The organism is Simiaoa sp. (assembly GCF_051972595.1).
Lineage (GTDB): Bacteria > Bacillota > Clostridia > Lachnospirales > Lachnospiraceae > Acetatifactor > Acetatifactor hominis.
Genome location: NZ_JBOKRY010000060.1, coordinates 1 through 13,518 on the forward strand (window position 1 = coordinate 1; position 13,518 = coordinate 13,518).

Genomic DNA, 13,518 nt, shown 5'->3' on the forward strand with positions numbered 1-13,518 from the left:
ATTTTCTCGAAAAGTGTTGAAAGACAGGGTGGAGCGAACAGGACGTTCAAGGCATCCGGATGTTGCCATGGATGGCAACTGGAGCCGTGCCCGTACGGATTAGAACCGCTACTCACTTTTCGTCAGAAAATTCCCACCGGGAGACCTTACATCGAGGAAGGATGTCCCGTCCGCCGTAGGCGTTCGTGGGGTTTACGGCAACCCTACGTTACGAGCCATGCATTCAATTCATAAATGTGTCGCAAAGGACGCTCCACATTTATTTCATTGACGGCTGTCGCCGTATATAGTCAAAAACAAAAACAGCGACTTGTGAGCAAGCTCCCAGATCGCTGTTTCCGTTTTGACTATGCATGGCTCGTAACTTTCAATTTACAGCATTCCAAGTGCCGATAGCAACGCACCGATGATAATGCAGAAATCCGAGCAGTTGAATACGATCTTGCGGAACGCCTGCCATTTCACCGGAAAACTTACATAGTCCACCACGTAACCTCTGCGGAGGCGGTCATAGGTATTGCTGAATGCACCGCCAAGTAACAGCGCCAGACCCAGGCGCAGCAAATTGTTGCCTCGATGTCCCAGACTCACAATAAAGACAACGGTCAATATCAGTGTAAACGCCAGTGAAACAACAGCCACCAGACGCCTTTTCTTCTGTCCGGCATTGAGCATCATGCCTTTGTTATGATGCTTGCGGATCAGAAATTTTCCCTTGCAGATTGCTCGTTCGTCCCGTTCGTTCACATGTGACTCTATGTAATTTTTTAAGAAAAAATCTCCCCAGAAAATTCCTGCCAGTATCACAAGACATACCACTGTCATATAATATTCCGCTCCTTTTTCACGCCGTCCGTATTCCCCCTTGAAATCCGCTTATTCGCGCTCTGCTTTCCGATTCTTTATCTTCAGAAACGCCAGAAGTGCCCCATACAATACTCCAGCCACAGGCCATACAACCCAGGTAATGTACCAACGCATCGTCGGCAGGCTGATAGCCAGATAAAGTGCTGTCCAGGCACACCAGTAAATTGCTGTCACATGCTCATACTTCCTGTTGACTGCCTTATTCTCCACAGTATAATCCCCCTCCTGAAGCATTTTCTGAAAACCGCCCCAGATAATACCGGACCACACGAACAGCCATACAGCGATCGCCACTACAATGAGCAAAACATCCGTAGCAAGGATTACCGCATAACCATTATTCCCGAAGAAAATGGATACTACCAGCAAAGGTACCACTCCCAGGATACACAATACCACACCCAGAGTAATGCAGATACGATAGGTTCCCGCAAAGGTCTCTTTCGCTTTTTCCACGATTCCGGACACCCCATATTGCAGTGTCAGCTTTTCTTTTTCCAGATATTCATATTTCTTGTATGGGATTCCGGTGAGAAGAAACACCGCTACCGCAACTACCACCATCAGCAACAGTACGATGAGACCGATTCCTCCCGCAACATTTTCTGTGATTGCTCCTCTTTTGGCAGCTGCCATTCCCAACAGCCACAACAATACAACAGGAGAGAGCACACATAAGGATACTGCCGGAGCAATGCGGGCAGCATATTTTTTCGTAGCTTCCAGAAAAGTATTGGCTTCCTCCACCGTGATCACTTTGCCCTCTGTGATCTCCGGTGTCATTCCATCGGCGAATTCCGTCTCTTCCATTTCATCTTTTAATAAGTAATCCGTAGTAACTCCGAACAGCTGGCTCATACCGACAATGCGTTCCAGATCCGGGATTGAGGCTCCACTCTCCCATTTGGATACGGACTGTCTGGAAATGTCCAGGCGTTCTGCCAGTTCCTCCTGGGACCACCCATATTTCTTACGCAACATTATTATTTTTTCTGACAGGATCATTTTCATTCTCTCCTTCTTTTATTAATGTTTTCTTGTGCACACATAGATCGTCGACATAGAAAAATCATAACAAAAGAGCCGGTTGACAACTACCAAGTGCCCTTGAAATTTTGTCAACCGGCAGTTGCGTTTCCGGATTTTTCTGAAATTTTCAGCAATATTACTGTACTTCACGGATCAGACAGTATTGCTTTAACGGGAAATTCTTCTCCATCACGCCATATACCTTGAATCCGAACTTTTCATAGAATTCCACGTTTTTTGGATTATGTGTTTCGAGGGAGATCATCAGTTTGTGCTTCTGGGCATAGTCAATGGCTTCCTCTAAAAGTTCTGCCGCAATTCCGTGATGTTGCATGGCGGGATCCACTGCCAGATAGATAATATGAAGTCGCTGATTCTGATGCAACTGATCCGTCCAGCTGGAATTGAGATAATCCTCACCCTTCATGAAATTCCGAAATGTCTTTAACGAAGGATCCTCCTTGATCAGATAGGAATCCGTCTGTAAAGCAGCCATGGCCTCCGTAAAATAGAACTGAAATACATTGTATGGCTCCGCTTCATCCGATACCACCAATACACTGTTTAGGTCCGCGCTGTCTGCGAAAATTTCACAGGTCGCATAAAATTCATCCATATCACATTTAAACAGCTCCGGCATCAGATTTTTACGGACTTCCGGATCCGGAATCAACGTCTCGTACAACGGATCATGTGCAAAGCACTGATTCAGCATTTTCTCCACTTTCGGAAGATCTTCCTTCTGCACACGATATAACTTATCACTTTCCATAATTGTATTTACTGTTATCTCCTTATTATGATGATGTCAGTCCCCTGCTTTGTTGCCTGCGGATTGTTCCATGCTCTGCCCTCGCCATCATTATAATTCAAATATCTCTGCCACAGCTTTCTCCATTTGCTGTATGATATTCATCAGACTGACCACAAGCTTGCTGCATGCATGTTCCAGGCTGGCAATTTCTTCCCGGTAGTCCATTTCCTTCATACCGGATTCTGTCAATGCCTCCAATTGTCTTTCTTTTTGGAGAAGCTGTTTGACCGTTCCATATAGATTTTCATGCTCCGGCAGCCTCCCGTAGCCCCATTTCAGGCGATCCTTCGGCTGGTGGAATACATAATCCGTAAAATGCCTATATACCTCTTCATCAAAATTAAAGGCATAGGCATTGTTATCTACCTGATAAAGCTTACGAAGTGCGGAGGAAAGTCTCTGTTCCTTCAGATTTCTCACCGCGCCGCCCAGAAGTCTTAAATTTGTACTGCATATTTCATGAGGATACAACACATTTCCGTACCAGTCAATCCGCACCAGAGCATCCTGCTCCTGTTTGAACCTTGCAAGCAGCTTCTGTTCCAGCGGTCTGGTCTGCCGGAAGAGTTCCTCCGCCTCGTCGTATTTTCCATCTCTAAGCAACTGTTTGTAGTTACGGTTGTATTCCTCTACCGCTTCATATTCTTCCCGGCATCTTCTGAGTGCCCGGTCACTTAAAGCCTCCAGTTCCTCAATTTTTTCAAGCAAAACCCGCTTTTTCTCTCCCAGCTGCCCAGCCACATCAGCGCGGTAGCAGATTTCCCGACACTGTTCCAAGCCCTTGCGAATCCGCTGTGCCACCGGTGAAAACTGTAACGGCACCACTGCCGTTTCATCAAGTGCCAGGATCAGCAGGGAAAACAGCTCGTGATGCAGACGGTATACCTGTTCATCATAAAACTCATCGTTATCAAACTGAGAATGATAGTGGGTCTCCATAAAGCTTCCGCCGGTGAAATCATTTACCATGGACGGTACACCTGCGATCGCCATGGAAAAATCATCCGACCAGGTCTCGATCGGAGATGTCACTGCCGTCTCTTCCGGGTAGGCTATCGTCAGATTCGGCAGATCCGCCAGATATTCCTCCAGGAAACTGACATATTCATAGCAGCTGCGGATCCTCGCTCTGGTACCATGTGCCAGCGCAGGAAGTTCAAAGTTCAGGTCTGCGATCACCTTGCCCACCCATTCGGGATGTGCGGTGAATATCTGCTCATAAGCTCCTGTGGACCAGTCGAAATTGGAATCCACAACTCCCCATTCTTCGGATGCCATGGCACAGATCACAATGGTATTGTTCGGTTGGAAACCACTGTCCTGCAACGCCTTTGCAATACCAAACATCAGAGCGACCGCTGTGTTGTCATCCTGAAATCCGTCAAAATAGGAATCATAGTGTGCAGACAAAAGCACCATGCGGTCAGGATGTTTTCCGGGAATCTTTCCCACAATATTATAAGTCGTGCAGTTCCTTGTCACCCTGGATTCCGCATCAAAGGTGACCGTTATTTCCTCCTGATCACGCAGCAGCTCCAGCAGACCGGCCGCATCCTTTCTGGAAATGGAAAAAGCGGGAGCATCCTCCGGTCCGGCAATATCCTGTGCATTCAGAGCTTCATCGTCGATTTCGCCGTAGCCACCGCTCTGCACTGCGATCAGGGCTGCGGCTCCCTTCAGATGTGCCTGGTATACAGGATAATTGATCCACCACTCATCTCTCTGGTTAATCTCCACCAGTACCAGCTTATCCCTGACATCTTTTCCCTGATAGTCGGTCTCCGTTCCTTTTCCCAGGTACATCATGGAAAATTCCTTAGGACCATCTGTGACAAAGGTTGTCTGATAGGCTCCCAATTCTGCTGACACGGTCTCCCCGGCCGCATTCGTGTAGCTTAACGCTGCCTTATGAAATTCCCAGCCGTCTACCGTCACAGCATCCTTTGTAACCTCAGACAGTCCGATTTTTTTCATTTCTGTCTTCAGCATCTCTCCGGTCTCAAATTCTGCCTTAGAACCCGCCGGACGATACCCCAGTGTCGGATGTGACCGGTATTGTTCCATTCGCTTTGCCAGTTCATACGAATACGGTATATCCAGATTCTGTAACACCCTTTTCTGTAAAGTCACCCCGTTGTCATGCATATTCTGTCACTCCTGTTTCTATCCTGTCCGTTCTGTCACAGGAACCGTTACTTATTTTTTCACCATCGAATTCATATTTTCTGTAATTTTTTGCAGAATCTCTCTATTTCTCTCTTCCGCTTCCAGTGTCTCACTGGCATGGGCGGATACTTCTTCCGTAGTCGCTGAGATTGTCTGAATAGAATCCACGATCTCCTGGTTGGCTGTTTTCAAAGCTTCTACTATCTGAAGCATCTCTCCCAGATTATCCACGATCATATAACTGCTGTCTTCAATTGCCGTGAAACTGTCCGCCGCACGCATCGTTCCTTCCCTTTGGCTACCGATGCCGTCTATCATCTGGCGGATGACCGTTACCACTTCTCCTATCGCTCCGGATACATTTTGGATCAGCTCTGCGATATTGCCGGTAGCATCCTTTGTCTGGGTGGCCATTCCCGAAATCTCCGTCGCCACTACGGAGAATCCGCGGCCGGCTTCACCGGCTCTGGCTGCCTCTATGCTGGCGTTCAACGCAAGAAGGCTGGTCTGATTAGCTATTTTGCTGATGATTTCCACGATGGAATGCATCTCCTGCATATAATGATCCAGCTTTTCCAGCTTCTGTGCTGCCAGCTCACTGTTCCTTGCAGAATCCTCTGCCTGCTCCTTCAGACCTGTCATCTCTTCTTTTCCGGCATCCAGTATTTCTATCGTATGTTCCATGTTATTTCCGATCGTCTCTGCCACTTCACCTACGGTATTTACTTTTTCCTGAATAGCCTCCGTCTGGGCCGTCTGCTGCTGAATCGCCGCGGCAGACTCACCGGAACCTGCAGATACCTCCTCCATAGCTGTTTTTGTACTGTCAAAAGCAGTTTCCAGTTTATTCAATTCCGCTGTGATATCCGCTACTGAAGTCTCCATCCGGCTACTCATTTCCATGACCTCACGTAAGGTTGCTTCCGTGCGGTCCTGCGCAGCAGTAATGCTCTCTATATTTTCACTAGTGTTCTTCTGGTTGGATATCGTAGCATAGATGGATGTAAAGCACAGCAGAACCATTACAGAAATCTGTATAAATCCTGCGTCCTGCCCCAGATAGCCAAATCCCCCTTGTGTAGCTCCCAGGAGCACCACCAGGACATTCTCTATCAACGTCCCCACATTAATAAGCGCAAATGCCTTGACATCATGATAAGGCATGACTGCAAACATCATGGGAATTACAAATGCATACACCATATTGCACTGTGCTGTAAAAAGCAGTACCGTATAAAACAGTGCAAATCCGATCATTGACAGATGTTTTATAGCTTTGGTCGCATGATCCCTCTTCCAACAAATAAATTCTGCCAAAACCGGTATGATTCCAAGAAGCATTAGCACTACCAATACCGGAGCCGATACTGTGCGCTCAACGAATCCGATCACGCTAATAAAAAGCATACATGCATTGATCACGCCATGGGCTATCATGGCCACCCGGTTACTTCGTTCCAACTCTTTCATTTGCATTCTCCTTCTCTCCCGTCTGATATATTCATTCCATACATCTCTTATATTGTAATTCATGATGGTATCCCCGTCAATAAACCACACGAAAATGCAGTCCGGTTTTCTATAAAAACCGGACTGCATTTTCTGTCATTTATATGTTATCTCCCTGCCGGACAGCTTCCGGCACCCTCTTTATACCTTGAAAACATCCAGTACCTTTTCCAACTTGTCCGCTAATGCCAGCAGGTTCTCAGAAGAATTCATCAGTTCTGTCATGGTACCACTCATGTCATGAGCCGCCTGCATGGTGCTGTCTGCGGATGCTGCATTCTGTTCGGAGATTGCCGACAGTCCTTCTACCACATCGCGGATCGCACTTCCGGACTGTCCTAAGACATCCATCTTCTCCCGGATACCGCCGATATGCTGCAGGGAATTCTCCACACCATCCGCTACTGCCGCAGTCTTCACACCGGTCTCTTCTAACTTGCTCTGCTGATGATTCATGTTGGCTTCCACTTCGCCCATGATCTCCACCATTCTGCCGGAAGACTCCATGATATTTTTGATGATCTGTTCAATCTCAGTTGCGGAGCGCTTGGACTGGTCAGCCAGCTTACTGATCTGCTCTGCCACCACTGCGAAGCCTCTTCCCGCTTCCCCGGCTCTGGCTGCTTCAATGCTGGCATTCAATGACAGCAGGTCTGTCTCGTCCGCAATATCCTGAATCATGGAAACTGCCTTCGTGATATTCTGAATTGCTCCGTTCATATCCTTAATCTGTTCCGCTACCCGCAGGACAGATTCTTTGGTGCTCTCGTTGGAGTTGTTCAGTTCCTTCATGATCTCTTCGGAAGCTTTCTCCGCTTCTGCCATCCTGCCGGCATAATCCGTCAGAGAATTCACTTTGTCGGAGATATACTCGATTTGTTCACCGATACGTACCACGTTCGTATTGGCATCCGTTGTTTCGTCCGCCTGGTTCCTGGCACCTTCAGATATCTCCCCTACTGCCTGATATACGTCGTTGACAGATTCCTGGGTATCCTGCGCTATCTTGATCAGTTTGTTGGAAGATACCGTCAGATTATCCGCGGAATCCTTGATATCCGTCACAATGGTGCGCAGCGTCTTCTGCAATTTCACAGAGATCCGGTAGACATCTCCCAATTCGTCCTTTCTTCGGCACTGCTTTTCATCCGGTTCTGCATCCAGTTCTCCGTTCACGATCCTGCCCAGGAAATGCTTGGTCTTCTTCATGGTTTTCACCATGCTTCGGGATAATACGCTTACCAGCACTGCCGCCACAAGAACGCATGCCACAGCGATCAGGATAATATCCTTCACCTGCGTATGAATCGTGTCCTGTACCCCCTGCACCGGTGTTGCCACCTCAATGGCACCGATCACAGAACCATCGGAGTTGATCAGCGGTTGATAATACACATAGTAATCCACTTCGGAGATGTCGCAATCCTTAAGGAATAGCGGTTCTCCCGTCTGGACCTGCTCGTAGATCTCCGTCTCCAGACCTGTACCGTTGATGCGTCCTCCCTCCGGTTTCGTCAGCGTTGTGATCAGACGCATATTCCCGTACAGGAAAGACACCTGGAATCCCGTCTTCTCCTGCAATCCGTCGATCAGCTGCGTATCTCCGGAGATTGCTACGCCACCCTTTCGCACCTTGCCTCCCTTATCTCTGGTGTAATCACCTTCATACAGATTGGTGTAAGTCTCGTCCACGCTGACGCCTACGATCTGCAATGCTTTCTCAATCTGTTCCTCGATGCCTGCTTCCAAAGCTCTGGAGCCCACGGTCGCCACCAGTGCACACACAATGATCATCGGCAGAAGGCTCAACGCCAGTATCTTTTTGGAGATTGTAAAAAATGGCTTTTTCTTCCCTTTTACTTCCGTTTTCTTGTTCTCTGTCTTCTTCATACTTACCACATCTGCCTTTCTGTAAAAGACTTAGTCACATTCGGTTCATCTCGAAAACGTTTAAGTATTTTTTCGGTAAAATCATTGTATCATTTTCCATATAGTAATACAATTCGACAAAATTACAAGTATTTTGCTGTCAGATTTGGTCATTTTTCCTCAACGTTAAGTAAAAACATCTTTTTTATTTACGAAACCGTTAAGTTTTTCTGTTTCCAGACAGGCATGCGCAGTATCTTCATCAATAGCGGAATGATCATGATAAACCATACAATAGGCTCTGCCGCGATGACACCCGGGTATCCGAACATAGGAACCAGCGTCGCTGCAATCACAATTTTCCCTATCATTTCCAGCGAGCTGGAGATCAGCGGTACGATCCGCTCTCCCAGTCCCTGCATGGAGTTTCTCACAATACAGATTACTGCTGTCACATAATAGAACAGTGTATCTATCTTCAGATATAATGTGGCATTGTAGATCACTTCCGGATTTTTGCTGCCGGTAACCAGCCATACCAGCCAGTCACCGATAGTATAAGCGGTCACAATGTTAAGCGTACACCAGATGCAGGTATAACCGGTTGCCAACAGGATTCCTCTGCGGATCCGGTCGATTTTACCGGCTCCCAGATTTTGTCCGCAATAAGTCGCCATCGTCTGACCGAAAACGCTGAACATGATCATGAAGATCTCGGAGATCTTGCGGGCTGCCGTATGGGCAATGATAATATTCTGTCCCAACTTGTTGATAGAAGTCTGCAATGTCAGTGTACCGATATTGACCAGAGAACTCATGAAGCCCATAGAAAGACCGGAACTTAACATGTTGCGGAGCATTCCGGCATCCTGCAGCTTCAGATCATCCACACGTATCCGCAGAATTTCATACTTTTTCCACAGATAGACCGCACACACCACCACAGCGATCAGCTGCGACAGCACAGTAGCAACTGCGGCACCCAGCACTCCCATATGCAGCACCACGATCAGAAGCAGATCTCCTCCGATATTCAGCACCACCGACACCGCCAGCACGATCAGCGGGGTCACAGTATCTCCGATCGCTCTTAGGGTCGCGGATAATACATCATATAATAAAGTAATAACAAGCCCCGCTATGATCACGGATACATACTGTGTTGCTGTATTCAGCAGATTTTCCGGCACATTCAGGAATCTGAGGATCGGCTGCAAAAATACAAGCCCTCCAATCGTCAGTACCACAGCCGCCAATAGGCCAAGCACCAGAGAACTGCCTAATGATCTACGCAATCTGTCCATATCCTTCGCTCCGAAGCACTGTGCCGAAATAATAGCGAATCCATTACACATTCCCATCAGGAACTGTACGATCAGATTGCTCAGCGTCGTCGTAGCCCCCACAGCCGCCAGAGCATTATCTCCCAGAAAAGTACCTACAATGCGGGTATCTGCCAGGCTGTAAGTAAGTTGTAATAAATTAGCTAAAAAAATAGGAAGGGCAAACGTCAGTATCAAAACTGACGGTCTGCCCTTTGTAAGATCTTTCATATAGTTCCTCACTTCTATACTTCCGGAAAAAATATGGATTTTCCCCGCTTGATAGGGCTACAGAACTTTTTTAAAACTTTTTCTTGGCATTGTCAAGGTATTTCTTGGTCTCAGCCACAACCACACCATTTAATGCCAGCAATGCGATCAGGTTCGGGATCGCCATCAGACCGTTGAAGATATCTGCGATGGTCCATACTGCCTTAACAGTCATATAGGGTCCGATAAATACGCAGGCAATGTAGATCCAACGGTATACTTTGATTGCCTTCGGCTTCTGACCGATCAGATATTCCAGGCATCTCTCGCTGTAGTAATCCCATCCGAGGATCGTGGTAAATGCAAAGAATACCAGGCATACCATCAGAATAAAGGATGCGATGGAACTGTTGAAAGGAAGCCCCTGCTGGAAAGCTCTGGTGGTAACATCCACGCCGTCCAGACCTACGTTCCAGGAATCGGTAATTACAATCGTAAGACCGGTCATGGTACAAATGATCAGGGTATCGATAATGGTACCCATCATGGAGATCAGACCCTGCGTGGCAGGAGAATCGTTCTGCGCTGCAGCCGCTGCGATAGGTGCACTACCGATACCGGCTTCGTTGGAGAAAATACCTCTCGCAATACCCTTCTGCATTGCCATGATAACCGCTCCCAAAGCACCGCCGGCTACGGCACGCATACCAAACGCACTCTGTACGATGGTTACGATAGCTGCCGGAATGGCAGTTACATTAAAGATCAGTACTAACAGACAGGCTACTACATAAGTCACTGCCATAAAAGGAACGATGACCTGTGCCACAGTGGAGATACGCTTTAATCCACCGATAACAACCAGTGCCACGCAGATGGTCAAAAGGATTCCGGAGATCACCACACTCCAGGAATAGTCCATGCCGAAGAGCTGTACGGTATGTGCATTGTTCGCATCGAAGAAATTATGTACCGCACTGGTGATACCGTTGATCTGGGTAAAGGTTCCGATACCGAACAATCCTACGCATACACCCATAAAAGCGAATATCTTCGCCAGCCATTTCCAGTTCTTGCCCATACCGTTCTCGATATAGTAGAAGGGGCCACCGATGATATGTCCGTCCTCTGCTACCACACGATACTTCACCGCCAGCAGGCACTCGGAATACTTCGTAGCCGTACCTACCAGCGCAGCGATCCACATCCAGAACAAAGCTCCGGGACCACCTGCTACAATAGCTGTTGCCACACCAACGATATTACCGGTTCCGATGGTAGCGGACAATGCCGTACACAGTGCCGCAAAGCTGGATACTTCGCCGTCTTCGCCCGACTTTTCATTGGCAATTAAGTGTTTGATTGCATGGGGAAGCTTCGTGATCTGCAAAAAACGAAGTCTGGCTGTGAGAAAAAGGCCGGTAGCCAGAATGAGGACGATCAGGGGGATGCCCCAGACGAAATCATCCACTGTGGTCAGAAAGTTACTAATCATGTCTAACATATTCCCTCTCCTTCCGTCACCTCTTGTGACGTCCTATCGTAGATTGATTTCTTCCGAAGAGAATGGGAATAAGCATATAGATGCTCTGTCCTTTTGCCTGAGAGATTGGCAGCTTTACTGCCGTACACCTTCGGCGCCTTCTATACGGAAATATGAAAATCGCTTTCCGTGGAAGGACTCTCCAGAGTAAATCTTTACCGCGCTAAAGCGGCAACAAAATCACAATAGCATACTTTTTCACCCATTGCAACGTTTTTTTATTTTTAGACATTGATCTTTGGACATTGATCCGTGAATGGTTCCGATCATTGATCATTGACACTTACATTTTAAATATATGATCTGACCAACACAGACATTGACTTTTATGGTACCTGATTACTATAATATAATTCATATGAATACTAACACGAACAATCACAAAACTTCATATTCCATTACACGTGGACTGTTTTTCCTGATCATGTGTTCTGTGATTTTTACGGTACTGTATTATAGTCTGCCCAGACAGAACCGTGAGCCGGCAATATCGGATTATGCTGACTTTTCAGAAGGCTGGACCACCTCCGATGGAAGCCCCGTTGATTTTTCCCATATCAGCGGCACCTGCACAGTGACCAAGAAGCTTCCTGCGCTGACTCACGACATGACCCTTTTCTTTTTTTATAAAAGTTCCAATGTCACGATCCTGATAGACGGCCGGCAGATCTATGAGACCATGCAGCCGGAGGGAGTTTTCTTCGGCAAGACACCGGGAGCCTCTTATGTCTCTCTGCCGATCTACCGGGAAGATTCCGGGCGTACGCTCACCCTGGTGATCGATAATCCTTACGGAGACGGCAGTGGCAAGATCAATGATATGTATCTGGGACGTAGTGAAGATATCCTGATAAGCCGCATCCGCGACAAAGCACCCGGATTCGGTATCAGTTTCCTGATCGCCCATCTTGGTCTGGCATTTATCCTGTTTTATCTGCCATTACACAAGAAGCACATCATCGGCAGTGAGATGCTTTATCTGGGATTGTTTTCCCTGAATATCGGTATCTTCATGTTGGCAGATAACCGTATGCTGCAGCTGATCCTGCGTAATAGCCATATTTATCATACAATTGCGGAACTTTTTATGATGCTGATCACCATTCCACTGTTTCTGTACCTTGGCAAAATGTATACAGAGTACTCCCCTGTGATGGTACAGACAGTATGCCTGATCAGTGTCATGGATTTCAGTATACGTTTTTGCCTGAATCTGACCGGTCGCAAGGACTTCCATGAAAGTCTTCGTCTGACCCATATTACTTTTAGCATTCTGATCGCGCTTGTTATCTACGCCATCGGCAAGGGATTTTATCAGAATCAAAAGCAGCATCTGAAGCACAATCTATATCATAACCTTGGAATTCTGTGTCTGTGCTTTGGCGTTCTACTGGATATCCTGCTGCTATGGTTCGGCAGTGTTCGCGAGACCAGCTTCTTCACACGAATCGGTGTGCTTATGTTCCTGATCATGGAAGCAGTCCAGGTTACCCTGCGTCTCATGACCAACTATCAGGAAGGAGTTCGTATGCAGCTGCTCAGCCGCCTGGCTTATCGCGACGGCCTGACCGACCTGCTGAACCGTACTTCCTATATGGAAGAATTGAAAAGACTGGACGCATCCCATAATTTTCATGTGTTGCTGGCACTGTACGATGTGAATAACCTCAAATATGTGAACGACACCTACGGTCACCAAAGCGGTGATGAAATGATCCGCCGGGTAGCGGATACTCTGTCGGCACATCTCGGTTCCTTAGGAAAATGTTACCGGATCGGCGGAGATGAATTCGTATTTCTGTCAACCGCAGCCGATTCTGAAAAAGAATTTCTCAAGCTGCAAAAAGATTTCGAAGCGTCTCTGGGAGTTCTGAAGCTCCCGGACGGTTCCGAGCATCACATTACCGTCGCTATGGGCTATTCCGTATTGACCCATAACATGCCCCATTCCATGAACGATGTGATCCGGGAGGCCGATGCCAAAATGTATGAGGCGAAACGACGAATGAAAACAGAAAATCGATCATAAGCGTTGCAGATCTTATTTCATTTTGTAATGTAACGCGAGCAATGAGCCGCGCATAGGCATAGTGAGGACAGCGATGGGCGCTAGCGCACAAATCGCTGTCTTTACTTTATGGGCTTTAGCCTGTTGAGTGCATCGGAGTTTCTCCAAACGGAGAAATGGA

9 protein-coding genes and 1 riboswitch are annotated in these 13,518 nt (G+C 47.3%); of the genes, 1 reads left to right on the forward strand and 8 read right to left on the reverse strand.

All coding sequences use genetic code 11. The features are described from left to right. Positions 1–372: 372 nt before the first annotated feature. The 8 genes from ACTRDR_RS14095 to ACTRDR_RS14130 form a co-directional block, all read right to left on the reverse strand. The gene (locus ACTRDR_RS14095; RefSeq protein ID WP_440528227.1) at positions 373–825 is read right to left on the reverse strand and encodes a signal peptidase II; all 453 of its coding nucleotides are present in this window, start codon (positions 823–825) and stop codon (positions 373–375) included. A 51-nt stretch (positions 826–876) separates the two neighbouring features. Beyond that, the gene (locus tag ACTRDR_RS14100) at positions 877–1,872 is read right to left on the reverse strand and encodes a helix-turn-helix domain-containing protein (protein ID WP_440528229.1); all 996 of its coding nucleotides are present in this window, start codon (positions 1,870–1,872) and stop codon (positions 877–879) included. Positions 1,873–2,032: 160 nt separating this feature from the next. Continuing rightward, the gene (locus ACTRDR_RS14105; RefSeq protein WP_118550027.1) at positions 2,033–2,668 is read right to left on the reverse strand and encodes a GNAT family N-acetyltransferase; all 636 of its coding nucleotides are present in this window, start codon (positions 2,666–2,668) and stop codon (positions 2,033–2,035) included. Positions 2,669–2,758: 90 nt separating this feature from the next. Then, positions 2,759–4,855, reverse strand: coding sequence for a M28 family peptidase (locus tag ACTRDR_RS14110; protein WP_440528231.1), 2,097 nt, complete (start codon positions 4,853–4,855; stop codon positions 2,759–2,761). A 51-nt stretch (positions 4,856–4,906) separates the two neighbouring features. After that, positions 4,907–6,346, reverse strand: coding sequence for a methyl-accepting chemotaxis protein (locus ACTRDR_RS14115; RefSeq protein WP_440528232.1), 1,440 nt, complete (start codon positions 6,344–6,346; stop codon positions 4,907–4,909). A gap of 180 nt (positions 6,347–6,526) precedes the next feature. Then, positions 6,527–8,275, reverse strand: a complete 1,749-nt coding sequence (locus ACTRDR_RS14120; RefSeq protein WP_440528234.1) for a methyl-accepting chemotaxis protein — start codon at positions 8,273–8,275, stop codon at positions 6,527–6,529. Positions 8,276–8,463: 188 nt separating this feature from the next. Then, complete coding sequence (locus ACTRDR_RS14125; protein WP_176865466.1) at positions 8,464–9,807, reverse strand: MATE family efflux transporter; 1,344 nt, start codon at positions 9,805–9,807, stop codon at positions 8,464–8,466. Between the two features lie 70 nt (positions 9,808–9,877). Further along, on the reverse strand, positions 9,878–11,290 hold the full coding sequence (locus ACTRDR_RS14130) for an amino acid carrier protein (RefSeq protein ID WP_176865464.1): 1,413 nt from the start codon (positions 11,288–11,290) through the stop codon (positions 9,878–9,880). Between the two features lie 75 nt (positions 11,291–11,365). Further along, positions 11,366–11,485: riboswitch (glycine riboswitch) on the reverse strand. A 202-nt stretch (positions 11,486–11,687) separates the two neighbouring features. Here ACTRDR_RS14130 and ACTRDR_RS14135 point away from each other — a divergent pair. Next, positions 11,688–13,358, forward strand: a complete 1,671-nt coding sequence (locus ACTRDR_RS14135; RefSeq protein ID WP_440528237.1) for a GGDEF domain-containing protein — start codon at positions 11,688–11,690, stop codon at positions 13,356–13,358. Positions 13,359–13,518 lie beyond the last annotated feature (160 nt).

Coding starts and splice junctions, on each gene's coding strand:
- ACTRDR_RS14095 (WP_440528227.1), bottom strand. CDS start 825: ATGACAGTGGTATGTCTTGTGATACTGGCAGGAATTTTCTGGGGAGAT.
- ACTRDR_RS14100 (WP_440528229.1), bottom strand. CDS start 1,872: ATGATCCTGTCAGAAAAAATAATAATGTTGCGTAAGAAATATGGGTGG.
- ACTRDR_RS14105 (WP_118550027.1), bottom strand. CDS start 2,668: ATGGAAAGTGATAAGTTATATCGTGTGCAGAAGGAAGATCTTCCGAAA.
- ACTRDR_RS14110 (WP_440528231.1), bottom strand. CDS start 4,855: ATGCATGACAACGGGGTGACTTTACAGAAAAGGGTGTTACAGAATCTG.
- ACTRDR_RS14115 (WP_440528232.1), bottom strand. CDS start 6,346: ATGAAAGAGTTGGAACGAAGTAACCGGGTGGCCATGATAGCCCATGGC.
- ACTRDR_RS14120 (WP_440528234.1), bottom strand. CDS start 8,275: ATGAAGAAGACAGAGAACAAGAAAACGGAAGTAAAAGGGAAGAAAAAG.
- ACTRDR_RS14125 (WP_176865466.1), bottom strand. CDS start 9,807: ATGAAAGATCTTACAAAGGGCAGACCGTCAGTTTTGATACTGACGTTT.
- ACTRDR_RS14130 (WP_176865464.1), bottom strand. CDS start 11,290: ATGTTAGACATGATTAGTAACTTTCTGACCACAGTGGATGATTTCGTC.
- ACTRDR_RS14135 (WP_440528237.1), top strand. CDS start 11,688: ATGAATACTAACACGAACAATCACAAAACTTCATATTCCATTACACGT.